At 56.6% G+C, this 24,151-nt stretch carries 25 protein-coding genes; 10 read left to right on the top strand and 15 right to left on the bottom strand.

The window, feature by feature from the left end:
• Positions 1–5 precede the first annotated feature (5 nt).
• The 3 genes from ACSSV3_RS04015 to ACSSV3_RS04005 form a co-directional block, all read right to left on the bottom strand.
• Positions 6–269: a type II toxin-antitoxin system Phd/YefM family antitoxin gene (locus tag ACSSV3_RS04015; RefSeq protein ID WP_354323930.1), complete on the bottom strand. Its 264-nt coding sequence runs from the start codon at positions 267–269 to the stop codon at positions 6–8.
• Between the two features lie 91 nt (positions 270–360).
• Positions 361–564 (bottom strand): hypothetical protein, encoded by a 204-nt coding sequence (locus ACSSV3_RS04010; protein WP_354323928.1) that lies wholly within the window; start codon positions 562–564, stop codon positions 361–363.
• Between the two features lie 277 nt (positions 565–841).
• On the bottom strand, positions 842–1,165 hold the full coding sequence (locus ACSSV3_RS04005) for a hypothetical protein (RefSeq protein ID WP_354323926.1): 324 nt from the start codon (positions 1,163–1,165) through the stop codon (positions 842–844).
• A gap of 170 nt (positions 1,166–1,335) precedes the next feature.
• Here ACSSV3_RS04005 and ACSSV3_RS04000 point away from each other — a divergent pair, with 170 nt between their 5' ends.
• A complete protein-coding gene (locus ACSSV3_RS04000; RefSeq protein WP_354323925.1) occupies positions 1,336–1,794 on the top strand; it encodes a GNAT family N-acetyltransferase in 459 nt (152 codons plus the stop codon).
• 52 nt (positions 1,795–1,846) lie between these two features.
• Here the strand turns inward: ACSSV3_RS04000 and ACSSV3_RS03995 are convergent, their stop codons facing one another.
• The 3 genes from ACSSV3_RS03995 to ACSSV3_RS03985 all read right to left on the bottom strand — a co-directional run bounded on the left by ACSSV3_RS03995 (position 1,847) and on the right by ACSSV3_RS03985 (position 3,152).
• Positions 1,847–2,191, bottom strand: coding sequence for a hypothetical protein (locus ACSSV3_RS03995; RefSeq protein ID WP_354323924.1), 345 nt, complete (start codon positions 2,189–2,191; stop codon positions 1,847–1,849).
• Entirely contained in the window at positions 2,188–2,460 is a 273-nt protein-coding gene (locus tag ACSSV3_RS03990) for a hypothetical protein (protein ID WP_354323922.1), read from the bottom strand. The genes ACSSV3_RS03995 and ACSSV3_RS03990 overlap by 4 nt, the downstream gene beginning before the upstream one ends.
• 152 nt (positions 2,461–2,612) lie before the next feature.
• On the bottom strand, positions 2,613–3,152 hold the full coding sequence (locus ACSSV3_RS03985; RefSeq protein ID WP_354323920.1) for an antirestriction protein ArdA: 540 nt from the start codon (positions 3,150–3,152) through the stop codon (positions 2,613–2,615).
• A 548-nt stretch (positions 3,153–3,700) separates the two neighbouring features.
• Between ACSSV3_RS03985 and ACSSV3_RS03980 the strand changes: the two genes are divergently transcribed.
• Positions 3,701–3,880: a hypothetical protein gene (locus ACSSV3_RS03980; RefSeq protein WP_354323918.1), complete on the top strand. Its 180-nt coding sequence runs from the start codon at positions 3,701–3,703 to the stop codon at positions 3,878–3,880.
• 59 nt (positions 3,881–3,939) lie between these two features.
• Here ACSSV3_RS03980 and ACSSV3_RS03975 read toward each other — a convergent pair whose 3' ends face one another.
• Positions 3,940–4,416: a hypothetical protein gene (locus ACSSV3_RS03975; protein WP_354323917.1), complete on the bottom strand. Its 477-nt coding sequence runs from the start codon at positions 4,414–4,416 to the stop codon at positions 3,940–3,942.
• A 34-nt stretch (positions 4,417–4,450) separates the two neighbouring features.
• Positions 4,451–5,104: a recombinase family protein gene (locus ACSSV3_RS03970; protein WP_354323916.1), complete on the bottom strand. Its 654-nt coding sequence runs from the start codon at positions 5,102–5,104 to the stop codon at positions 4,451–4,453.
• Between the two features lie 219 nt (positions 5,105–5,323).
• Here ACSSV3_RS03970 and ACSSV3_RS03965 point away from each other — a divergent pair, with 219 nt between their 5' ends.
• Complete coding sequence (locus tag ACSSV3_RS03965; protein ID WP_354323914.1) at positions 5,324–5,857, top strand: hypothetical protein; 534 nt, start codon at positions 5,324–5,326, stop codon at positions 5,855–5,857.
• A 1-nt stretch (position 5,858) separates the two neighbouring features.
• Here ACSSV3_RS03965 and ACSSV3_RS03960 read toward each other — a convergent pair whose 3' ends face one another.
• Both ACSSV3_RS03960 and ACSSV3_RS03955 read right to left on the bottom strand, forming a co-directional pair.
• Entirely contained in the window at positions 5,859–6,746 is an 888-nt protein-coding gene (locus ACSSV3_RS03960) for a hypothetical protein (protein WP_354323913.1), read from the bottom strand.
• A 150-nt stretch (positions 6,747–6,896) separates the two neighbouring features.
• Entirely contained in the window at positions 6,897–7,250 is a 354-nt protein-coding gene (locus ACSSV3_RS03955) for a hypothetical protein (RefSeq protein ID WP_354323912.1), read from the bottom strand.
• Between the two features lie 267 nt (positions 7,251–7,517).
• On the opposite strand from ACSSV3_RS03955, the gene ACSSV3_RS03950 reads away from it, so the two are divergent.
• Complete coding sequence (locus tag ACSSV3_RS03950) at positions 7,518–8,516, top strand: alpha/beta hydrolase family protein (protein WP_354323910.1); 999 nt, start codon at positions 7,518–7,520, stop codon at positions 8,514–8,516.
• Positions 8,517–8,570: 54 nt separating this feature from the next.
• Here the strand turns inward: ACSSV3_RS03950 and ACSSV3_RS03945 are convergent, their stop codons facing one another.
• The 5 genes from ACSSV3_RS03945 to ACSSV3_RS03925 form a co-directional block, all read right to left on the bottom strand.
• A complete protein-coding gene (locus ACSSV3_RS03945; RefSeq protein ID WP_354323908.1) occupies positions 8,571–10,085 on the bottom strand; it encodes a septum formation inhibitor-activating ATPase in 1,515 nt (504 codons plus the stop codon).
• A gap of 2 nt (positions 10,086–10,087) precedes the next feature.
• Positions 10,088–12,442 carry a phospholipase D-like domain-containing protein gene (locus ACSSV3_RS03940; protein WP_354323907.1) on the bottom strand — a complete coding sequence of 785 codons (2,355 nt, stop codon included), beginning with the start codon at positions 12,440–12,442 and terminating at the stop codon, positions 10,088–10,090.
• 156 nt (positions 12,443–12,598) lie between these two features.
• A complete protein-coding gene (locus tag ACSSV3_RS03935; protein ID WP_354323905.1) occupies positions 12,599–14,053 on the bottom strand; it encodes an RES family NAD+ phosphorylase in 1,455 nt (484 codons plus the stop codon).
• A gap of 54 nt (positions 14,054–14,107) precedes the next feature.
• A complete protein-coding gene (locus tag ACSSV3_RS03930; RefSeq protein WP_354323903.1) occupies positions 14,108–16,216 on the bottom strand; it encodes a DUF4238 domain-containing protein in 2,109 nt (702 codons plus the stop codon).
• A gap of 100 nt (positions 16,217–16,316) precedes the next feature.
• Positions 16,317–17,759, bottom strand: a complete 1,443-nt coding sequence (locus tag ACSSV3_RS03925; protein ID WP_354323901.1) for a DUF6035 family protein — start codon at positions 17,757–17,759, stop codon at positions 16,317–16,319.
• A gap of 698 nt (positions 17,760–18,457) precedes the next feature.
• Between ACSSV3_RS03925 and ACSSV3_RS03920 the strand changes: the two genes are divergently transcribed.
• The 6 genes from ACSSV3_RS03920 (at position 18,458) to ACSSV3_RS03895 (ending at position 24,144) form a co-directional block, all read left to right on the top strand.
• On the top strand, positions 18,458–19,597 hold the full coding sequence (locus ACSSV3_RS03920; protein ID WP_354323899.1) for a hypothetical protein: 1,140 nt from the start codon (positions 18,458–18,460) through the stop codon (positions 19,595–19,597).
• 182 nt (positions 19,598–19,779) lie between these two features.
• Positions 19,780–20,436, top strand: coding sequence for a hypothetical protein (locus ACSSV3_RS03915; protein WP_354323897.1), 657 nt, complete (start codon positions 19,780–19,782; stop codon positions 20,434–20,436).
• Positions 20,437–20,762: 326 nt separating this feature from the next.
• Positions 20,763–21,197, top strand: coding sequence for a hypothetical protein (locus tag ACSSV3_RS03910; RefSeq protein ID WP_354323896.1), 435 nt, complete (start codon positions 20,763–20,765; stop codon positions 21,195–21,197).
• Between the two features lie 86 nt (positions 21,198–21,283).
• Positions 21,284–22,057 carry a hypothetical protein gene (locus ACSSV3_RS03905; protein ID WP_354323895.1) on the top strand — a complete coding sequence of 258 codons (774 nt, stop codon included), beginning with the start codon at positions 21,284–21,286 and terminating at the stop codon, positions 22,055–22,057.
• Positions 22,032–23,585 (top strand): type IV secretory system conjugative DNA transfer family protein, encoded by a 1,554-nt coding sequence (locus ACSSV3_RS03900; RefSeq protein ID WP_354323893.1) that lies wholly within the window; start codon positions 22,032–22,034, stop codon positions 23,583–23,585. Before ACSSV3_RS03905 ends, ACSSV3_RS03900 begins: the two co-directional genes overlap by 26 nt.
• Positions 23,586–23,853: 268 nt before the next feature.
• Entirely contained in the window at positions 23,854–24,144 is a 291-nt protein-coding gene (locus ACSSV3_RS03895; protein ID WP_354323891.1) for a hypothetical protein, read from the top strand.
• Positions 24,145–24,151: the final 7 nt, after the last annotated feature.

Genomic DNA, 24,151 nt, shown 5'->3' with positions numbered 1-24,151 from the left:
GCGGCCTACTTCATCAGTTTTTCTAGTTCGGGGTCGGCGTCACCATAGGCGGCGGCTTCGAGTGCGGTGGCCCACTCTTCGGGCAGTTCCTCCGTGGCGAAGGCGCGACGGGTATCGCGAGATTTGAGTCGCTCATATTCGTCGATGTCGATTAGCACGCGGGCGGGCCGCTTGTGCTTCGTGATGAAGACGGGTGCCTTTCCAGACTGCTCGATGTAGAGTCCAGCCCGAGTCTGGAACTCGGTGGCACTCACTGAAATGTCGCTCATCGGCTTCCTCCTTAGGAAGTGGTTATATTCTCTATATTAGCTATTTTCGCGAGAAACTGCAAGGAATTCCTCGGGGTCGTGGGAGGCCGCCTCAAGCGGCGGCCTCGGTTTCCTTGTCCGCCGTCTCGCGCATGACGATGCGACCATTGAGCGGCAGGGCGTTGAGGGTGAGCGTAAAGGCCTTTCCGTCGCGGGTTGACCAGGCCACGCCGATATCGGTCCAGCGGGCGGATTTGCCTTCGCCAGTCACGGAATAGAGACGGAAGGCAGGACGGTTTTTGGTGGTGTCAGACATATGATTGCTCCTTTGTGATTTGCCGTACGGATGATCCCGTCGGCTTCATGGGAGCGAAGAAAGACACGGGGGCTTGAGGCGCGGGGTCAAATGCCGGAACGCCCGTATGACGGGGGCGGAGCTGCACGGAATGAATGGAATGACTGCAGGAAGCGAGCCGCATTGATCCCGTGCTGCACGGGTCTTCAAAATCCCATGAAGAAAGCCGATGGGTTCATCCAGCTATCCGCGCAAATGACCTGACAAGAGCAAATCCGCTCGACCACCGCCAAAACCGTCAGAACGGAATATCGTCATCTCCCGACGGGTCGCACAATTCGCCTTGGGGCGCATCAAGGGCGAGGGAATCCTGCAATTCACGGAAATATGCTGCGTTCACGCGGTCCTGTAGCCGCAGCATAATGATCGCAAGGCGTGGTATCGAGGAGATAGGTAGACACGGCTCGCCGCTTCGCATCGCGGCAATCTCCCGTGCGCTCGCCATCCCGATGTTCGCCGCGAAATCGGCAAGATCGAGTTGCAACGTCCCCGCCAGCCCTGCGCAAAGGTCGTAGAGATCGACCCTGCATTCATTGAGCATTTGCGCAGATATGCGTGCCATATCGGTCGTCCTTTCCCTGATGATGAAACAGGGAAAGGGGCTATGCTGGCGGTGCATGGGCCTTGGGGGAAAGCTTGCGTCAAAGTCGCGGGCATGGTGAAATTATGATCGGGGGCGATGGAATGGCATCAAGCACAGATATCAGGACAATAACGGCATCACCGTCGGAGATGTCCAATGAAGCCAAGGACGCATTCAAGGCGTTCGTGATCGCCGCTCGCGAGGTCAATGCGCAGACATTGTCCGCTTTGGTCGAAGCGGCGGTTGCCCTCGTCATGCTCTATGACGGGGACAGACTGATCGGCACAGCGGCGGTCAAACGCCCGCATGACAGCCATCGGCGCGGTGATTTTCGCAAGGCGAAGGTCGGCGTGTCCGCCGATTCCTACCCTCTCGAATTGGGCTGGATTGTCGTTCACTCAGAATATCGCGGTCGGGGTCATGCTCGGACGCTGATCGGCGCAGCCCTTGGGGCTACGGGGTGTTCCGAAGGCATTTATGCCACCACGAAGACCGCGAGGATGAGGGCATTGCTCCCTGAATTCGGGTTCGAGGTTCAGGGCGAGACTTATCCCTCAACCCTCGACAACACTGTCGATCTGACCTTGTTCGCAAGGCCGCTTCCATGAAACATCCGCGCCCATGCCGATCAAGGGCATGGGCGCGCCGATTTTGGCGCACTCAAAATAAGTTCATCTGTTCGTCGGACAGGTCGGGAATCCCGTAAACCTCCCGTGCGAACGCTACCGTCCGTGCGCCCTCAAGGACTGGCGGGGCCAGCGAACATACATCCCATGCGGCCCAGATTTTCAGGCCCGCGCCTTGGTAGGCAACGCACAGAACGCCGCGTCCACCCGTTCCGCCCGCAATTCCGAGTTCATAGCGAAGGGCTTGCGCCAGTTCCTCATCTGTAAGGCCTGATTTTACGCAGGCCGCCCATCGTTCCGCCGCTCCCATGAAACTATTGGTAGCGCGGCGGAACGCCTCTTCCACATCTTCGCGTGTCAGTGTTTCGGTCGCGGTCATAGCCGCCCCCCGAACAGGTCAAGCTGGCGCGATAGCAATTCATCCAGCACGTGCAGATGCGCAAAGTCATTGGCAAGATGGCTGTGTTTCAGGCTCATCGCGACGTGAACGCCGTCCGCCACCGTGAAGGGCGGCGCGTCCGCGCCCGATGCCCTGCGCAATGCGAGATTCCGCGCTGCCGCTCGATAACCTGCAACATCCTTCGCCAGCCGTGCGACGACCTGCCCGCGCAGTTCGCGCAACCGCGCTGTCCGTGTCGGTTCGCTCATGCGGTCGATCCTGTCCAGCTCAGCCGCCAGATAGCCGCGACAGCCGCAATCCTCCGCATCTTCCCTGATTTCCTTAAGGGTCGGCCGCCGGCCTCCAAGGAGGTAATACCAGCAATGTCCGGGCCTGTAGTCTTGATGTGATTTTTCCATGCTCAGCACCCCGCGAACACATGGACGGAATCCCATGCCGTTTGCACGGTGAACACGTCGCCGCTCAATTCAGAGTCCCGCGCCATTGCTTCGTAGTCGATGTAGTAGGCCAGACTTTGGGGAATGGTGTTCGTGTCCTCCGTCACCTCCTGCGCATAGTCGGCAAGGCTGGCATATGAACCAAGGTAGCGGTCGGATAATGTCTCGTTCGCTTCCTCAAGGTCGCCGTTGTGGTAGTCCAGCACCGCCAAGCCCAGTTCGCCATGCTCGGCGATAAAGGCGGCAAGGCCGCTCACATAGGCAAATCCCGCATATTCCGAGATACGGACATTGCCGAACCCTTCGTAATCGTGGATGGCCCATTCCTCGGCCTCTTCGATGGGTGAAGTCGCCAGCATGGCTTTCACTTCATCATAAATAGCCCATGCGTCTTGCGCTGCGTCAATCCAGCTCCCATGCAGATAACCGCAATTATAGGCGGCAAGGCACGCGACATAGATGCGGGGGGGTTCGTTTGTTGTGATCGCTTTGACTTCTCCCATTTTATCCTCCGTTTGGTTTGGGTTTCAGGTGCGTTCTGAAACCCTGCCCATGCGGCGAGCATCGGGGGGCAAGCGGAGTGGGCACGTTCGCGGGGAACCTGCTGCACGAAACGTCAGTGAAGGAAGCTGGGCGGAACGTGATCCGAAGCGCGCTGGGGGCAGTGCCCCAGCCTTTATCCGTTAGTGATCGTCACCGAACGGCGGAGACTACAGGCTCCGTGAGCCCCAGCGAATAGAGCGCGGGCCGTAAGGCAACGGCAAACCCCAAGGGCAAACATTTATCCTCGTGAGAGGCGATTTTCTTTGAAGATGTCCGGCGGGGACAGCTTCGATTATCTCCCCTCCATATTTCCGAAGCGCCCGTCAGGGCGCGCCGTTCTCCATCAACCTACCGGATGTGCCAGACGGACATGATGCAAGGCCTAAAGCCTGCATACGGATTCCCTTTGCTTCCCCCACGACGCGGCGGAATGCATCACCTCTGACACTACGGATTCGGCTTCTCGTGACACGCGGCCCATGCCGGGGCGCGAAAAAAGGAGGAGACGATGTTCAAACCGACCCGTGAAAACCTGACCAAGAAAACCGACGTCCAACTCCGCGACCTGTTCGCCCGAGCGTTGCGTCACCAAGCCACAGCACCCTGTCGCAAGGCGTTCAACGATGCCTCATACGCCATCCGCATGATCGGTAACGAGTTGGCACGGCGCAAAATCGCGCCGCGCTGACCGACATGGGGCGATCAGACGTTCCTCCGCTTGCTGCCGGTGAGGCTGGCGACGACATTCTACGCTTCGATCTCCTTCGAGAAGGCGGCGAGCGAGAAGATGACGGCGTATGAGGCGATGAGCAACATCCGAGCCTGCAAACCGGGGCTTTGTACCTCCTTCTCAATCATACGGTTTCCGGCTTCGACATAGGCGCTTTCGGCGCCACCACTTATACTCTGAGCCAGCGCGAGAAATGCCACCAACAGAATTGGGAGCCACGGAAGGTTCGAATTGAGGCCTACCGTTTTGAAACGCTGCGAACTTGCCCAGCAGAAGGATATATACCCCGAAGCGGAACTGATAAGCCAAATCCACCATGATTGACGCACTGCGAACCGCCACAATGCGATGAACAATCCCGTTGGCTCGACGATTTCCCCTCCTGCCGAGGCAGGGGCCGGAAAGTGTTGGAGACGGAGCGCGTCGAAGAAGAATGGAATTGCGATCAGAGCCAGCGCCACGAAAACGCTTTTCACATATTCGGATCGATTCACGTCTCTTCCCCCCTCGGCGTAAAATGCGCGGCCCTTACAGATTTGCGGCACTTTCCCTGAAATGCTGCGCCGCTGGCGATGCGCTGCGCGCCGTTCCCATTGCGCGATACATGGTGCGCTCCGACACCCCCGAACGGGCTGCGATCTGCGCCATTGTCTCGCCCCGAGAGTGGCGCTGCCGTGCATCCGCAATCTGGCGACGGCTCAGTGCGCGAGGACGCCCCAGCCGTGTCCCGCGCCGCCGTGCTTCCTGCAAGCCCGCCTTGGTGCGCTCGGAGATGAGATTGCGTTCCAGTTCGGCAAAAGCATTCCTGATCTGGTAAAAACATTTCCCCATCGGGGTTGTCGTGTCGATGCCTTCGGTCAGGACATGGAATTCGATGCCCTCGGCCTCGAAGTGATCGAACACTTCGAGCGCATGGCGTAATGATCGAAACGCCCTGTCCATTTTCCAGATGACGAAGGTATCGCCGGACCGGAGCGTCTTTAGCGCCTGATCGAAACCCCGCCGCCGCTTTGCCAAGGCGGAGACACCGTGATCGGAGAAAACGCGGTCGCATCCCGCATTTGTCAGCGCGAATAATTGCAAATCGAGATTCTGTTCTTCCGTGCTGACACGGGCATAGCCGATACGCGCCATGAAAAGCGGTGTTCTTTCAAAGGGTAAATTCAGGCCTTCGACTGCCAAAAACGTCCGTTTTTGTTTCGGTCAATCGCGGCGCGGTCAGGTTACAATATGTGGCGCATTTCAAGCGCCTCAACCGACAAACAACTTATTCTTTTTTCTGGATAATTTCAACAAAAACCGAATCTCTCGAAGATCACCTCCATCCTGCCTTCCGCCATGCTTGACAGAATCGGACCTTATTGTCGGCGCAGATTGACAGCAAAGGAGGGCGTGGAGGACATGTCCGCACTGACAAAAGGAATTTTCGGCAAATATGCGGCCCCGATTGCGCTCGGCATCGGCGCGGCGGCAACCGCCTTTATACCAGCCTCTGGCATCGCCCAGACCATGCAGGCCCAGCCTGCGGCAGCCAACGCCAATATTCAGGCAACGCCTGTCACATGGCAAACCTTTGATGATCGCGGCAGAGAAGCGCGGTTTGTCCAATCCAGAGCTGCCATTGCATCAAGTGACAAGATCGCGGTGGTCGTATGGGGCGGAAATGTTGAGCTTCAGCGTCAGGCGTATGCAGCGGCGCAAGATTTGCGCGGCCAAGGGATTCCCTTGGCTTTCATCGTCGGACCCGACCTCAACGGTTATGCGGAAGACGCTAATTTCCAGATTTATGCGCGTGGCCTTCCTCAATTTGAAGGCGATGGCGCGAATATTGGCGGTGCCAATGTGGCCATGGTTCGCCCCGAGGTCGTTCGTATGGGCCGAGAAGCATATGCGCGACGCTTCCCCCGTGAACTGGCTGCGCTTGACATTCGCTAACCTACCCCAATCCTACCTCGAAATTTGATTGCCGCATAGGTTCGGCAGGGGCAGGCGTCTGTGCAAACTGTTGTTCGCCAGAAGCACTCGAATTGTATGCCGCTGAAATCACCGGCCCTGCGCGTTCGCCGTCGAGAAATGCCATTGAATCAGTCCCGCCTGATAGATTTGTGCTAGCAAGTTCCTGCGCAGTTTGCTCGTCATAGCCGCTTGCTACAAGGGCGTCGCCTCGAACGCTGATGTCTTCGATGTTTGCGATAGTGGCGTCGGATGCCTCGGTCAGGCTTGGCGCTGATGTGCGCGCCCGACCAATTCTGTCGGCCTCAGACAGAATATGCACGGTCATCCCCTCGTTGATCGCACCCATCTGCTCCAATGCTTGCGCTTTTTGCGGCGAGCCATCGGGCGCGTTTTGGTATACAAGCAACCAATAGTGGTAGTCGGCCTTGTCCTTGCCTTCGAGGCCGAACTTGGCGGCGTCGGCATCAAAGTTGTTCAATGTCTGGCTGATGGCCTCATCCATATCCTCTTCGGCAACGGTCATGCCGTACATTGTGATGCGACCATTCTCTATAATGGCGCGCTCCCGTGCTTCACGTTGCTCTCTTTGCAGGTCGGCGAGATCATCCCAGCCGAACCCGTCCCTGTCGTCGTCCTTCTTGCGTCCACGCGCATCAGCTTCGTCGTCGCCGATCAGGCTGATGCCTGCAACGCCCGAAACGGAAGCTCCGTCAGGGTTGCCATCGACAACTTCCCAGACGGATTTGCCAAAGGCGAAATCCTGCGCGGATGCGCTGGGCGGCGTTGCGACGCGTGTATCCATGTCAGGTTCCGCGTCTTCGATAAACGCATGGGTATCGCGGAAAGCGGCTTTGAGATTAATTGTCATGAACCAAGCCTCCGATATTCAGTTCAGGTGAAGCATTCCGAAAAATCGGGCTGGTCACTATCGGAATTGCATTGGGGTTGAGCGCCAACCGCATACCCACCATTGCTTGAAGCAAGCGATCATACGTAACTGTCGCATCAGAAATGTCTGTCAATCTTCTCCCCCGTTCAATTTCTCAATGTCGTCAGGCCTCAATTCGCCCGGAATGATGTAATCCAACTCGTCGTCGATCTTTGATCTGATGAAGGACGCGTAACCCACATTGTCTGTTTTCGCCCATTGATCGAGGGCATACTGGCCCAGCCAGAATATCTCTTGCTGGAGGCGCTGATTGTGCAGATTTAAGGTTTCAATGGATTGCCGTAGTCGGTTGGCGCGTCTATCCAACATACCAACACGGTCATTATGATCCTTAATCATGAAAAGTACCGCATCGCGTACCTCTCCGTGCGGAACTCCTTGAAGAATCCTAACAGCCTTTTCTTTATTAATTTTCTCTAACATGAGAAATAATATAAAGATTATTCGTAAAGCGACCGTTTAATTTACATAAAATTTTATACAATTATGGATTTCTTGCACTTCACCGCGAAATGAAATCGGATTCCCTGCTATATGCGGCGATTGCCCAATCCATTCAATAATTGCCGGGATTCAGCAACACCTGTTCGTTCACGCTTGGAAGGTGAAGCAATATGACATCGCAAAAATGTGATTTTTAATTTAATTAAATGGGAATTTTATTTTATAAATGCTAAATATTATCATCTGATGGTACATACTTTTTTGAAACAGATTCGGGTTCCTATTGCCGTATTTTTCACCATATGTGCTGCATATTTCTTCGTTTCATGCGACAAATTTGATGAACCTGACCATGATACCATCGTTCCCGATGGTCTGGTCATGGTAAATGTCAATTCGAGCCTAGATGGAAGCCAGCAACCAGCATACTTCCATTCGCCGAAAACCGATAAACCAGTGCCATTGATCGTTAGCCTGCACACTTGGGGCGGCGACTACGCTCAAAAAGATAATATTGCCGAACAGGCTATCAAGCATGAAGTCGCATACATACACCCGGACATAAGAGGAAGAATGAATAACCCCAAGTCTTGCTGTAGTGATTTTGTGATATCCGATATAGAGGACGCGATAGGATACGCCATAAAGAACTCAAAAATCGACCCTCGCAAGATTTATATAACTGGTGCCAGTGGAGGTGGCTACACTACCCTTTGCGCATACATGAAAATCAGAAAGTATAATATTTCTAAATTTGTTGCGTGGATTCCATTTTCGGACTTAGGCGAGTGGTATCATCAGACAAAAGTAAGAAAACAAAAGCAATATTATAAAGACATAGAATTTTGTACAAAATCCCATGACGGCAGGCTAGATGTTCAGGCTGCAAAAAAACGCTCGCCAATATATTGGGACACACCAGTCAAGCGGCTCGATAATTCTCATTTAGACATTTATGCTGGCTCGTATGATGGGATTCACCAGAATGGCAGTGTGCCAATCTCTCAATCAATCAACTTCTTCAACAAAATAGTCGAAGATAGTGGAGGATCAACGGAGGATATCGTTTCGGATGAGGACAAGTTAAGCCTGTATGAAACTGAAAGACCTATTGGAGATTTTGGCGCCATAGAGGATCGAAAGATTTTCTACAGAAAATCCTTTAAAGGCGCTCGTTTGACAATATTTGAAGGGGGCCATGAAAAAGAGCCGGAGTATGTCTTTGACTTGCTGGTAAATCAGTGATGCCTTGCGCCTTGCTCCGTTCAACAGTCTCTCTCCGAAACCTTGAACTGGCAGCTAACCTAAATCGGCGATTCGTCCGCATTCTTGTAGCAGACTAATCGCCGTTTGCAGCCGATCAGGTGTAGGGACTGGCGCGCCCCGTGCTTGCGCTCCCGGCGTCAAGGTCCATCCACCTTCGTCCATCACGATCCGCAAGCGCAGAAGTGTCTTTCCGCGACCACGCGCATCAGCAAGGCCACGCCCGACGCACCAATAGGCGTGCTGCGCGATAATCCAGACTTCGATAAATTTGCCGATGAAGTCCCGAAGCGATAGCATTTGCCATTCGTTCGCCTCTTCCAAGGCGCGGGACACGGGCAGACGATCAAACGCCTCAGATTTATCCCATTTCTCATTCCGACCAGCAGTCAGGCAGAAATGCAGACCGCTGGCGATCTGCACGGGTATGTCGCCCTGCCAGTCCTGAGAATTCAAAGCTTCGTCGAGTTGATCGAGCTGCTCGACGGCATTGCCCTCGACTTCCTCGTTCAACCATTCTTGCGCCGTTTCAACGGCCTCCAGTTCAGCCTGATTGGCGAAGCGCCGCGCAAGTTCCTCCGTACCCACCGGACGGTCCGCGAGTTCGCGTATAATCCAATAGAACATTGCTTCGAGCGACAGGCGAAAAAGCTGGCGTATCTGGAGTCTTCGCCATGCATCAGCTCGGGGGTGAAGGTCGGCGATGTCCAACCACTCTTTAGGCGGCGATGCCATCAATGCGCGAAGGGCGCTGGTCTCTGGTTCATCATCGTCCAGAAACTCGACGGCAGCCTCCAGCATGGTCATGCCCTCGCGGCGCATGGGGTCAGCGTGCGGCCCTGCCAGCCGTTCAAAACCCGCCAACTGCTCGGCTTCGGTAAGATCGGACAATTCCCACAGCTCGCCCCATCGGCGCACATCATCGCGTCCGACCTCGACGCTTCCCAGCTTGTTGAAGGCGGGATGGTCCAGTTCGTCAGCGAAATTCTCTTCAAAGGCATCCAGCATAGAATCCATAAGCGGATTGGGCTGAAACACGCCTGCCGGACCTGCGGGAATCAGCCAGCCCATGCTGCGCAGGCCGGGGCCATAGTTCAGCGGCGAGATGAGGCCTGTCGATGTCCGTCGCAGATTCCTGCGCTGCTCCCATTTCTTGCCGCCGAAGCGATAGGTTTCCTTTTCGCCATAGATGAGATCGGCGAGCGCCTGACCGCCCGGACTTCCCGCATCTGTGTCGAGAAGAAATTGGGACCATGAATAGATCGCCTCGATCCGGTCCACGAAATCACGCATCTGCTCGTCGGTTGCCCCGCCGAGCTTATCCCGCTCAATGATGGTCCTGACCCGACGCCACGCCCATGTCATGAGGACAAACGGGCGCAGGCGGCTCGCCACATTGTTCAGACCCGGTAGCACCTTGTCCATCAGGTCGAAGTTGATCTGGCGCAGCCCTAGCGGATCGACGCCGCCGACCTGCACGCCGCTCTCATCTACAATTGAGGGGGCAGATGCATTGGCTGCGACAGCAAGGAGTTCTTCGAGCGATGCCATCCCTATAGCTCCCTGCACAATATGATGCCGCAATGGTGCGTCACGCCCGTCAATCGCAGGTCTTGATAGCGACCTGTCGGCAAGACCAAATTACATTTGGGACACGCTTTCTGGGCTTTATCCAAGATGCGAAAGCGGGAACGCGCCTCGCTGTTTGTGAACGCCGCAGCCAACTGCTGCCAATACGGGCTATTCTGGAGGGTGGGGAGCGACGGGAGAGGTTCACCGTTTTCCGCTGCGTCAAGATATGCCCGCACTTCCTCGCCCGGTGTACGGGCAGCGCGGACTTTCCCCATGAATTGCTCGGCATCCCACGATGGCGACAGAATCTCCACGAACCCCGGAATGGCCTGATCGTCTGGCTCGAACCCCATCGGATCAATCTTTACGCGCAGCAGGAATGTCCGTGCCCGTTCGGCGGCACGGTCCAGTCCGTCGCTTGCGCGAAGGAGAATGCCAGCGGTTGCGACGGGCGCATCCATCGGCAGTTCGTTGTGTGCAAATGCACCTAGAATGCGGGCCAGCCAGCCATAGACGACCGAAGGCGCGGGCCGGATACGATCCGCGAGATAGTGCGCAAGCGCGAATGCCGATGCGGCGTGGATACCGTTGTGCCTTTCGGCGAGCATTTCTTCGAGAAGATCGTCCAGCGCGTTCATGGCGCGGTGCTTGGCATTGTCTTCCCGCTGAAGGCGTTTCAGCCGTTCGTCCTCGCCCTCAGAATCTTCCTCATCCTCGGCCTGATCGTCTTCACCCGTTCCTGATTTCCACGGCCCGCGAGGTTCGGTGAAGGCGGATCGCACCAGCCATAGTGCCCGCTGCCATGCAGGCTCGTTTGCACCCGACGAAGCTGGTCCAGATGCATGAAATTCGCCGGCGGCACGCAACTCCTCTATCGAGACCCAAATCGGTTCGCGCTCGGCTTTTCCGCCGCCCTGTCCGCCACGGGGCATGGCGGATACGATGCGAGCGGGATCTTCCTTGAACCATGTCAGGATGGCGGCGACATCTTCAGGCGTTTCCGTGCCCGACAGCATAGCAAGAAGGCGGGGTGCCATCGCGCCCGCCTTCTGGATAATCTTGGCTGCCGCTGCGATAGATACAAAACCCTCGGCAACATGATCGTTCTGCTCGATGCGCAGCACCATCCTGCCGCCACCCCAGCTTTGCATTTCCAAGTCGGGAGCTGCCGCCTCGAACCGTCCGGCGCTGTCGATGTCGATTTTGCCAAGGTCGATATATCCGGCGGTCGTGGCAACGCTTAAGCTGGCTGCACCATGCAAGCGTGGGACAATAACTTCGCCGACAACGCGATCACCCTCAAGTATGGCGCGAAGAATACCTTTCCGGCTCTCCGCATCATCTGCGTCTTCTGTCTCAGCCAAGGGGTAAGCGGTAGGTTTGTTCGCGGCCTTTGCCTTCCACCCAACCGTGACGTTGCGCTGGATGCGCACGAGCGAGGCTTCGACATTCCCGACAAAAAGTGCCGCATTGGTGGCATTTGCGCTTCCCGATACGAGCAGCCGCCCGCGCCTGCACAGAATCTCGATGCATTTGGCATGGAGTGCCCGTGAGCCGTCATCAAACGGGGTATCGACGCACACGGCGCGGGCGGAGAGCGCCTCCGGCCAGTTCGTGCCCATCGTCCCCCTGACCGCGCCCTTGGGTTCGGGGTGGACGTGCAAACGTACATCCTCGCAATTCAGCAATGTGGACAGGCGAGAAACGGCACTGCCTGTCTTGTCGAAATAGGGAGAAACGATGGTGACGCGGGTTGCGCCGCCAAGATCGTCGGCAAATTGCGCCAGTTGCTCGGCGATTGAGACGCCTACGCTGTGAAGCAGGCGATAGCTGCCATTTCGCGGTGCGCCTCGGGCCGACAAGCGAAGCTGGGCCGCGATAGGTTCAAACTGGTCGGCAACTCCCGTGCGGATCGTGTCCGCGATGGCGAGCGAGTCGAACAGGTCGGCGGCGTCATCGAATGTTTCAGCGGCAAAGCTCGGATGGAGGTGATCGACTGTCTCGAGATTCATGCCCCAGCCGCCAAAGGTCAGATTGCCTGAACTGACGAGCATATGGGCGTCACCCTCGCCAAAGAGCAGGGTCAGCTTGGGATGAAATACGCCTGTCGTGCTGGCAACAGGCTCAAGTTCATAATCACGACCCGCACGACGGGCGCCTTGTTCGCTCAAGGCCGCCCGTATGCCTTCGGGATCAGCTAGAATGAGGGCGTTCCGCCCACCGCCACGGACCAGCCGATCAAGGACCACGGCTTCGAAGAAGGAGAGACTGAGGGCGTAGGTGGTGAAAACGGCGCGCTGCCACGGCGCGGCACTTATGAGATCAAGCGGCTGCATTCCCCGTATTGCGCTCCCCCTCGCGCCGCGCCTTCCCGCGCAAAAATCATGCTTCCCGCCAATACTTCGTGGAACCGAAGAATTGATTTACGACCAGAACATTACCGCACATTCATGCGGCGGTCGCAATGCACGAAACCAAGAAAGAAAGCGCGTTCAGAAAGGCAATTTCCCGCTCTCTCTTCGATAGCGAGTGACCTCATAGTCAGTCGTGCCGAAACTAACGCTGTCGATGTGGTGGACGTGGAGTGACTTTGGATCGAGTGAAAGCGTATCCGCCCGCATATCCGCAGGTCCATCATCGAAAATGACCGGTTTTAGGATTAGGTTGTCTAGGTCGTCAAAGCCCGTACGGGGGTTTTCGTCCTCGCCCTCAGCGAGAGGCACAATCTCCGAGACGTGATAGCTGAACTCGCCGCCGTCCTCATCCATGTCATAGGTTGAAGCATCAATCCGCGTGCCGTCGGGCATTTCCCATTGGGCGACCTTTGATGCGTGGTTGAAGAGCACGACATTGGCTCGGTCGCCCCTTTTCTGAACCGATGGGAAAAGCATTCCGTCCAGCCCCGGCTTGGGGGTGCGGGAAAGATAATCTGCAATCATCTGGGTTATCAGATATTCGGTCGGCTCATCGTCAGGCATGACGGGCATGGTCATCTTCGCGCTTAGGCCACCAAGGAATTTGGCAAGTTCGAGCTGCTTCAGATACGCGGGATCGAAATAGCTGCCTTCGATATAGAGATCGCGCAACGCTTGTATATCGACCAGGCGGACCTGCTTCAGGAGATCAAAGCGCCCCACCAGCACTCTGCTTCCGACTGGCGGACGCACTTCAGCCATCGCCGTTTCAGCATCACCAGCGCCATAGAATACCGAGATACCCTGCGCATTCATTCGGCCTGCTCGGGCAAACCGTGGCGGCGGAGGCCCCAACTCCAGATCGGGGCGAGCCAATGCCTTTTCCAAGTCTGCGGTGTTGTGAAACACACGAGAACGAAAGTAGGATTTCGTCTCGCAATCAGGCCCCGCGACAACAATGACAGGAACGTCTTCCTTGGTGACAAGGCGGTCGAGATTGCCAAAGAGGCGGTCAAAGAACTCTTCCGCCGTCCGATTGAAATAGCGGGACCGATTCCTCAGCGAGTCCTCGATAACCTTCCAGTCCATTTGAAACTCGATATCATCGGGGCGCTTCCACTCGTAGCGGCTGTCTGAATCGAACTCGGTTTCCTCGCCCATCGCTGCGCTGTCGAAATCGGAATATTGCTCTTGGAGGATATCAAGCAGGTCCTGCGCGATCTCCTCCTCAATTTCGGCTGCCTCGGCGATAGCCCAAAGAACGGGTTCGCCGTGTCGATCCCACTCATAGCTGGATTCTTTGTCCGCCAAGAGGGAATATTCCAGTCCAGTCGGCTGATCCGATGTGCGGTAAAAGTGGCGCTCAAACGCACCTTCAACATGACCTGCAAGTTCGCCAATCGGGATGGCAGCTTCAAACTGCCCGCAATAATGGCACGCTTCTTCACTCGCCTCTTTGTAGATCAGGTCGCTGAGGTAATCCTCTTTGACGCAGAGGTGGCAGACATATTTCTGGTCATCTTCATCATCCATGATGGGAATGATCTGTTGTGTTTGATTGCACTGTCAAGGCTGATGAAGTGCAAGCTACGCGCCATCTTCCGCAGCCAACAGTGCCGCAATGTCTGTTCCGAGCGGCACCTCTACGCGCATCCCCTCTGGACCTTCCCACGGCAGCATTCCCAACTGCCACATCAGCCGCTCAACATGGACGTCCAGAGCCAGAAATTCATCGAAGGATTCCCATAGCCCCATGCGCATGCGCAACCGCTCCAGCCGATCCCGATAGATCGGAAACCAATGTTGCAAGCCAGCTTCGGCAAGCGCAGCCGCCAATTCACCATCCGCATCGAAGGGATCAGCGCCGCTCGCCGCGCAATGCCCCAGCAGATCGGCGGCGAATTGCAGCACGTAGGAAATGCGTGGCATGACGACCCCGAGAAGGCGATCCATGTCACCGTGGTGACGGTAGTCAAGTCTAGCTGCTAAGCCTGCCGATCTCATTTCGCCCAAGGCGGTGATGAGTAGCTCGCGTTTGACGTCAGTATGATGCGGAGGGTCGCCAAACCCCGCGCTGATGTGCGACCCCAGATATCCGAATATGGCGGGATGTGCACTTGGGTACAAAAAGCCATGGAGCGGATCATTGATCGGCTTCATCCAGACATCAGGCAAATGGCGCTCGATCATTTCCGAGATCGCAACTTCCGCGAGCTGCCTGACAAGGATGTACAGTCCCCATTCGACATCGCCGCTTTCATCAGACAGCAACGCAAAGGCAGGTCCGGAATCGAGGATAACCCGCTGCTTCCAAACCGCGCCCCTTTTGACCGTCATCGTTCGGGCGATGCCCTGACCGATTTCCTCGGGGGCGGTTTCCGCGGGCGAAGCTCCCTCATATCCTCGGTCCAACGTGGCAATGGCTTCACGATAATCTGTCGCGACAGTGATGCCATCCAAACGATGCAACGGAAGGGCCTGCGCAAGAGAGGTGACAATCCCTTGGATTGCGTTTGATAGCTCCTGCACGTTCTCAGCGTCACCACAGCCGATCAGCGATAATTCATACTGCCATGCCTGTTCGGTTTGCCGAATGAGGTCTGACGGAAAGAGCGGCTTACCCCCGTCTCTCGGCTTGGGCACGAGCGCCAGATAGGGTTCCATCGCGCCGCTAACGGCTTCGTCAACGAGCTGTGTTGACCGTTCGCCCAGACACTTGTGCAACTGCTCAAGGTACTCATTCGTCGTTGGGGCGAGAAAGAAGTCATGACTGCATCTCGCCGCCGCCTCATTGAAGTCTGGCAACGACGTAACATCAAATTCCGCAGAGGCTCCAACCAAGAGCTTTTCGGGGGAAATCGGCAGAACAATCGCAGCAAGATCACCCCAATCCGCAAACATTGCAGGAGTGGAATGCCCCGCTCGATCAATTGCTAGTGCTGCGCAATCAGGCAAAATCGCGCCTTGGTGAGGGGCTGCCACAATGGTCCAGCTCAACTCTTCGAAAAGCTTGAGCCGAGGTTTCGAGCTGGAAATTTGCGCCAGCGCCTTGTTGTGACTTTCGCGTACAAGGCTCCCCGATGCCTGAAGCCAAGTGGCAAAAGCACTGCGCATCATGGGCAGAAAATCAGCCACCAGTGTGGTGAAGTTCTCTTTCGCCATGAAGAACGCAAGGCGCTGGATCAGCTCTGTTGGCAGACCCAGATTTTCGAGACCTTCGATCTCGTTCAGCTTGTCGGCAAGGTTCTGCCGAAAAACATCATTTGGTGCGTCTTCATCTAATCCCATGAGCGACTGAAGGCGCTCGTCATCATTCAGAATGGTTTGCACACCATCCGCCATCATTCGCAAACCGCGCTCCATGTTCACTCGGACATGGGCAGTGCGAGGCACAAGGTGATTCACGATCTCGGCGGCCTTCGTTGAATCTATGACGAACCCAACGGACTGAGAGCGCATATCAGACAGAATTCTGGAAACGGGTGTTTCTATATCTGTGATCTCATCATCGAGCGTGCGCTCCCCTTCGGCGGCAGGGTCGGCGTAAAAATAGTCTGACGCTCCCACCTCTTTGAGCCGTTTCTGCTCAGGAACAGAATCACGCGCAAAGACCCAAATCTCCTTACGCTTTGGGCGAATGCCAAAAGGCTTCTGAAGGAAGCGAGGTAAATAATGTTGGTTGGGTCCTGTAGACAAATTCGTTCTCAATATTGGAAATTCAGGTATGAAATATAGCCTTCTCGGCGTTCCGTGACGAGTAAGTCATCACATTGACAGAAAGGCGTAGCCAGTCGCACTAAGATTTTTCGATATAAGCCCTGACCTTTGCCCCGACTTTGGGAAAAAGAAAGGTAAGGAGCGGTAAAAGCTCAGGGTTCGGAGCGAGAGCTTCATCGCGCCGCTTCATTCTGGCGGAAATACCTTCGGCACCGTTCTTGCCGATAAGCTTGTCATTCCATTTGCCCTTGGTGTCCTGCTCTTTGAGTAGCTTGGCCCGTTCGTAGATATTTACGGCGTGCCCGAACGCGACCAGCAATCGGGGATGGCTTTCGGCAACCTGATGCGCGACCTGAATCAGACTGGAAAACTTGTATCCGACAGGCTTTCCCTCGCGGACGCTGTAAATGACACTGAGCATGGCTTCGAATTCAAGGTCGTTGTCAGGCCATTCGGGTAAATCGAATTCCCATTTTTCAAAACGCTCCCGAATATCCTGCCAATACGCCCGATTTTCCGCCGTGTGCCGAAACCGATGTCCGTGAATTTTCCAAAATTCAAAAAGCGCATCGGCATCTTCTACAATTTCCGCATCCAGCGCGGCTTGGCGCTCTGCGGCTATCGCGGAAACCAGCGTATCGTAGGCCGCGTCGTAATCGAAAAAATATGCCTGCTGCCGCGCCCGATCCTGATGCAATTCCGCAAATTGGACGACTTCGCTCGTCCAGATGTCCGATATTTCATCACCGTTGCGCACGGGTTTTCGGAAATGGCATCGAACATGGAATTGGCGCGTGTTTTCGGACAGCGCGGTCGTTTCCTCGTCAACGACAACAATGTTGGATTTGTTCGAGAAGAGTAGGTCATCGGTCGTCATCAGGCGATAAGCGGGATCGAAGTTTCCCATGACCCACACCAGCAATGCGCCTTCATCACGATAGAAGTCGCGGCGACCAACGACGACGCCGAGGAAGGTGGTCGATAACTGGATTTCGAACGCGAATTTTCCGCTATCGTTCTCCGATTGCACATCCGGTCGCCGATATCGCTTGGGGTCGTCCCGACTCTCCCACTTCTGTTCCGGCACTGTGTTGCGAAACTCAGGGTCCGCATCGACGCTGCGCAGCACCAGCGCCTTAATCCTCTTGTGCGGTTCGCTTTCCCTGAGGCCGTGATATTTCCGCGCCCGGATTTGCTCTTCGCTCAAAGGCGAGCGGGTCTGCGCAGGGCATGAGCCATCTTCCTCCTTGTGGCGGAAGTGGAATGCGCTGCGATCCGTGCGCAAAATAATATGGACCGGAACTTCGCAAATCGCGCAGATGACTCTTGGTTCATCCCCGCTCATGCGGCTGCGGATTTCGACGCGAGTTTCGATCAACTCGGCGTTGCGATATCTTTCAATGAATTCCGCCGAACCCAGAACTTGCCCCGTATCAAGGTCAATCACCTCCTTGATGGCAGGGTCAGCCACGCATTTCGCTTGGCTCAGTGGATCGATAGGGGGCGGCGTAAACGTATCCATGCCGCCGATGCTATCGCAGATTGGCGCTAGAACAATACTCGAACATATGGCTTGCACGATTTCCTGTGAATCGCCCCAACCGGCGCTCGGTTGTCGCAAGGGTGTCCAGAGGGGCAGCGAAATGCCCCTTGGTCGGCTCCACGGGCGAAACCGTGGCGCACATCCAATCCGCGTGAGGGTTGGCCCCTCGGGAGAGGCTGGGTTCAAAGGGGTCAGGCACGCCCCTTGTCGATGGGGGAAGGCATACGCTCGTATGCCTGTCGGGGAGCGCCGAAGGCTCCCCGATGGCGCGAAATGGCACTGATCCTGTCTGACCCGTTGTCAGGCCGGATGAGTGATCGGGGAGCGCCATATAGCCGGAGGGGATGCAACGGGGAACGCGCAGCGGGTTCCCCTTGCCAAGATGAGCGTTTGGCAAAACCGGAGCCGCAGGCGCAGGATTTTGTAATACAAACGCACATCTTGCGGAACGTGCTAACGCATAAAACTGGCCCAAAACCAGCCTTGGGAGGCTCAGCCCTCGCCACACGCCTATATACCGAAACGCGCCATATCGAAACGGATCGCAACGGAATTTGCCTATCGGTCCCGCCATAACCCTACAGCCGCAATATGATGCGTCACGGCAAATATCAGCCGCTCTTCCCCCCAAACTTCATGCAAATAGCCCGCAAAGCTCTCCCTAGAAGGAGGGCGCTATGCCGAAGACCAATGAACTGACTGCCGCGATGGTCGGGAAAATCCTGATCCTCAACATCCTGTTCCATGTGCTCTCGGGCATCTTCACGGGGGTCTGGATATCAGACCTCGTTGCTCCGACGGGCGAGATGACCTTGCTGACATGGCTGGAGACGGTCATGTCGGCGGTTGCGATTGCGGCGGGGCTTTCATACGGCTCCTACATCGCCCTCACGCACATCCCGACGCTGCCGCGAGCAAATCGCAATCAGGTGATGGGGATTTTCGTGGCGGCCTATCTCGCGGTCGCGCTCATGCTCGGGATCGCGTCTTCTTCCGTTCTCGCCTCTGCTTCGGGCGAAGTCGCGCACATGGAAGCGACCCTGACCGCCCAGACCGAAGCAACGCAGGCACGCCAGCGTGCCGCCGCGTCGCTGATCAACCGTTCGTCGGTGATGAATGATTGCGAAAGTTCCGCTGCCAATATGAGCGTGCAGGAGGTCGGCACGGGCGTCTATAGCGGCGAAGGCGGCAACGTGGGCCAAGTCGCGACGGCGCTCACCAATATCAGCGAAGGGTGCGCCAATGCGCGGGCCGCGATCTTCGCGAGCCGTGCAAAGCTGGAACGGCTTTTCTTCAGGATCGACCGTCTGCTGATCGACACGCGGCGCGTGATCGACAGCGACATGGAGCGCCACGAGAAGCTTGTCGCCGTGCGCAAGAAAGGCGAGAATTTCACGCGGCTGACGCGGGAAGTGAACGACGCGCTCCCTGTCGAAGCCATGCAGGCGGTAGCAAGCGCGATGCGCAAGGACTGGCTCGCGGCGGGACTGCCGCCGTCCGCTGCCGCTGCGATCACGCATAATTTCGACGGCATGGCAGAGGAACTGACCGAAGGGCTGGATGATATCGCAGCCCTCAAAGAAGAGCCGATCCCGACCATGCCTGTCGTGTCGAACATGGCCTATCTCGCGCTCTATCCCGAAGCGACCATCGCGGCGATTGCGATTGGCGCGTGTATCGAGCTGATCCCGCTTGGCGGAATCCTGCTCGGGTTCGTGATGGTCACGCACAGGGGGTCGGGCGGCGGAGGCAGTCAGCCAAGTCCGCTCGACGCTCCAAGCCCGCAAAGACGGGTTGGGCGACCCCGAAAAGCCTGAACGGAGTGGAGAAATGGACATGCGGGGCGCTGGGGACAGCGCCCCGCATTCTTGTCACCACAAGCTCGTATAGAAAGCACCCTGCCCGTAGCGCTGCATCACGCACACGGCGAAAATGCTTGCATTTTGCATAAGAACATTGTACGAACTTCGAAATGTGATTTTCGTTTTGGGGCCAACCAATGAGCAAGGGTGAACGGCGAGAGCTGTCCAAGGCTGAAAAGGTTCGTGCCAGGGTATTCGGCGTCAAGCCCAGTGAGCCCAAACAGATCGTGCAGCATGCAACCGGGCTTGAACCCTTTGACCGCCAAAAGGCCGAACGGCATCTGGCGATCCTCAGAGGCGAAAATCTGCGGAGGAGAAAAGAGCAACCCGAACCAAAAAAGACCGAGATGCAATTTGGGAGAGAAGAAGATTTTATAGGATTCATGCAGGAGATCGCGGCGAACGCCAGCGGTAGCCCTTTGTTCGATGACGCATTGGTTGAGGAGCTGGGGAAGTTCCTCAAATCGCATTTTGATCGCGCACGCCTAGATCACACACCGCCTCTGCCTGAGCGAAAATACGTTCCTCGGAAGGATGAGATCGTCCCATTCTTACGTGAAGTTTGGGGAGAATGGGTGGATGCAGAGCAACTGACGATGCCTATCCTTAAGGATGCGGACCATCGCGCCTATCAAGCTCTCCAAAATTGGACGCGAAACAACGAGCTGCCAGAAGGGTTGCGCGTCAAAAGCGCTTCCGACGTGACAAGCGAGTTTCTCGAGCGCGACTATTTCCGCAGAGATGAGATTTTCCGTGCTTCAAGCGCGATGGGTCGTCGAGGCCTTAAGAACTAAAAAAGATGTTTGAGTATCGTTCTTGGTTGCCGAATCAGGCAAGCTTCTCCATATCAGGCTTGAGAGGTGGCCATCCCTCGCTCAGACGCTTCAACGGGTGAAGCGTCTCACGACCCCGCTTTTCGCGGGTGATACGGGAGTGAAGCGATGGCTATGCGTGATGGACGCGCCCTTCGGCGCGGAGTGTTGACCGCTGATCGGCGGGTTTATCCGACACAGAATGACAATGACCTTCCGGCTTGCGGGAACATCCCTTCTTGCGCCCATTGGGCGTGGAAATACTGGTCGCGTTGCGTTGCCTGCCCTTGGCAAAGGGAGGGACGAACGTGACGGACTGGCTGTCTCCCGAAACGCTTCACGCGCTCGCCGCGAACGATAACGACCTTGAGGGGATCGTCCGCCTTCCTCCACCCCAAAAGCTGCTGACCAAAGCAGCCATATATCGACTGGCGATAGCCTATCGTGCGCTGCTGCCATGCAGCCGTCGTGGTTTTGCCGATCTGCTGTCCGATATCGTCTGGGAATTCGATGGCATTGTCCTCGATGCCAGTGGGCGCAGGATCGACCAGCTTGAAATCTGCGTCGATACGATCTTGCGAACCGACGAAGACCCAAGCAACTCGTGGCTTGGCGGTTTCCTGAGATTCGCGGTGTATCAGCCCAGACAAGCGCCGCAAAAGCGCACCCTGCCGCGACTGGAACTGCTTTATCTGGCGCTGGCGATCCGTTACCCCACGGTCGCGGCGCGGGTCATCGCATGAATGATGGGTAGCGTGGGCTTTCCCCCACGCTGTCACCCTAAATCCGGCTCCTGTCTGGTGAGAACCACCAGACAGGAGCTTTTGCCATGAGCAATACCCAATATTCCATAGACTATGGGGGCGAAGCGCCCCAGCAAGGCGGGATGGCGACCCTTCCGCCACAAGCGGCGGGCCAGCCGTTTCAGATAGTCATGCCGCCACAGAAGAAGCGGATTTCCGCTGGCGCGGGCATGTTCTTCGGCATCATCCTGTGCGGCGCTGCGCTTTATGGCGCGGAGATGTTCGCGCCGCCCGATTATCGTCCTTCGACCATCACTGGCTCATATGGCGGGCGCTATGCGGCGGAAATCAAGGCGCATGATCTGGAAACGCAGGCTGCGTTTCTCGATTGGGCCGAAGAGGTCAAGGTGAGCGTTGCGCAGCAGCAAGAGCAATATCGCGCAGCGGCCCAAGGCATCCTGACCAATTATCAGGCCGCCTATGATCGTACCCGAATTTATGCGCAGACCACGGCGCAGCTCCAGCAGGACTATGTGCATCAGCGCACCGAAATCGCCCGCCAGCAGCAGGGCACCGATGCGCTGGTCATCAATCTGGCGCGCCTGTGGGGTCGGGTTGCCAATGTCATCGAACCGGGCGGCGGTGATGATGCGCTCGCCTATGCCGACCAAGTGGGCGGTCAGCTTCAACAGGAACTGACCTCTGCGGTCCAGAATGGCGTCACCGTCTCGGTCGAGGGCTGGGACACGGGATTGCCTCCGCCAAGCGCGGTTCAGGCCGATATCGACAGGATGGCACCGATCAGCTTTCCCGACCTTCCTGAGATCAGCCGCGATGCGCAAAGCGAGGGAGGCGAATAATCCCATGCGGATCGAACAGATGGCAGCGTTCCTCCCGCGTCTGTTTTCCATGACGCGGGAGATGGATCGGGCGCAGCGCGAAGAGGAAGCCCGCGAGCGGGCCGCATGGCAGCAATATCTGATGAACATTGCCGCGCCCTCCGGGCAGCTCGGCGATGGGCGTCTTGCCAGTCTCGATGATCTGAAAGCCGCCGGTCTCCTTGAGACCAGCGGCTTGTTTCTTGGTGCGCAGCAAGGGCGGATGCTGTTTTTCAGCGGCGACGGTCATCTCCTGACCTATGCCCGCACAGGGTCGGGCAAAGGGCGAGATCTGGTTCTACCCAATCTCGCCCATGTCCGTGATCGCAGCCTGATCGTCGTGGACGTGAAGGATGGCGAGAACTGCTTTGCGTCCCGCGAGCATCGCGGGGACGGGCTTGGCTCCCCTTGCATCTACCTCAATCCGTTCAACCTTCTGGGCCTCCCCAATACCCGCATCAATCCGCTGCAAGTGCTGATCGATATTGTTGTAGATGGCGGCGAAATCGACACGCAGGCGGACGAGATTGCCCAAACCATCCGCCCAATGAACCCGCGTGAAGGGGATAGCTGGGTCGGCAAAGGCTCGGTGCGACTTATCTCGATCCGCGCCGAATATGCGGCGCATTTCGATCCCGCGAATTGCACGCTCGGCGGTTTGTGGAAGTTCGTGAACGCAGGCAATGACGAGCTGGAGCGCGAGTTTCAGATGATGGCGAGTTGCGGCATTGAGGGCATCGCCCGCAAGGCCGCCGCAATGGGCGCGACCTATGCCGATGCGCCCAAGCAATTCGAGGCCTACAGGTCGGACGCCATCGAAGCCCTTGCGGCCTTTGAGGTCGGGAAGACACTGGATCGTGCCACTTCCGCGCATGATTTTGACTTCGGGCGACTGAAACATGAGCCTTGCACCGTCTATCTCATCACCCCGTCCGATAAGCTCGGGGTTGCTGCCCCGTGGGTCAGCCTGATCGTCAATTACGCCATCGAGGCGATAGCCCGCGAGCGGGGCGGCGTGCGGACCTGCTTCCTGCTCGATGAATTCCCGCAGCTTCCACCAGCGCCCGCGATTTTGAAGGCACTGCGCCTCTATCGCGGCAAGGGCATCCAACTCTGGTTCTTCGCGCAAGGCCGCTTCTCGATGGAGGGGCGTTGGTCACAGGATGCGGTGAAGGAGATTGAGGATCAGGCCTCGATCCTCAATATGACGGGGATCGAAGACCCGTCCATGATGCGTGATGTGGAGCGGTGGTCGGGCAATCGCACCATTGTCACTCGCGGGCAGAATATCGGCGGTGGTGCGGTTGAAAGCGCCGGAATCAATCGCGGCGAGAGCCGCCGTCCCGTTCTGCAAGCGGAGGATATTCGCGGCATCGGCGCGGGACGGCAAATCATCAAGGTTGCGGGCCTGCCGCAACTGGTCGTGTGCGACCGCCTGCCATTTTATGCAGTCGATCCGTGGAAAGCGCAGATTGGCGATGTGCGCGAGCTTCACCAAGGCGGGTTCTGACCGCCGAACCTCGGGAATTCTTAACTTCGATATGGGCGCGCAAACGGGCTATCCCGCTCATTGTTATCAGAATCTTCTAATATTCAATATTTTCAAAAGTTTGCATTTCCCCAACTCCCTGCGGTAAACTGAAATCTTGATAGTGAGGATTGCTGCGGTCGGCGCGGGAGGAACGTGAGGTTTCCCCCAGAGACAGTCAGCAATCGGCATATCTCAATCCCCGCGTCTTGGTTGAATCAACTGCTGCGTGAAGCGGCGGGAAGGGGACATGCGGGTGTCACTGTTTACACCAGAGGAATTCGAGCAATGTCGTGAATGCATCGCGGATATCGACATGAGCGATGCGGATAAGGATGAACTTATCCGCATTGTCGGAAATATCGTTGCATCGTTCGTGGATCAGTCCTTCGGTCTTCATCCCGTGCAACTTTCCCTCTCGGCGAGGGCAAACAGGCATTTCCAAAACGGTCGGGATGATGCTATTCTTGGTTTGTTCCAAAGCGACGAGAGCATTGACCCCGGTGACGGGGGCGCGAGCAACGCACCCAACGGCCCATAAGGGCAAG

Source organism: Porphyrobacter sp. MBR-49, assembly GCF_053628655.1.
Note: the sequence above shows the minus strand (reverse complement) of the source record. Positions and strands in the feature narration are given on the sequence as shown.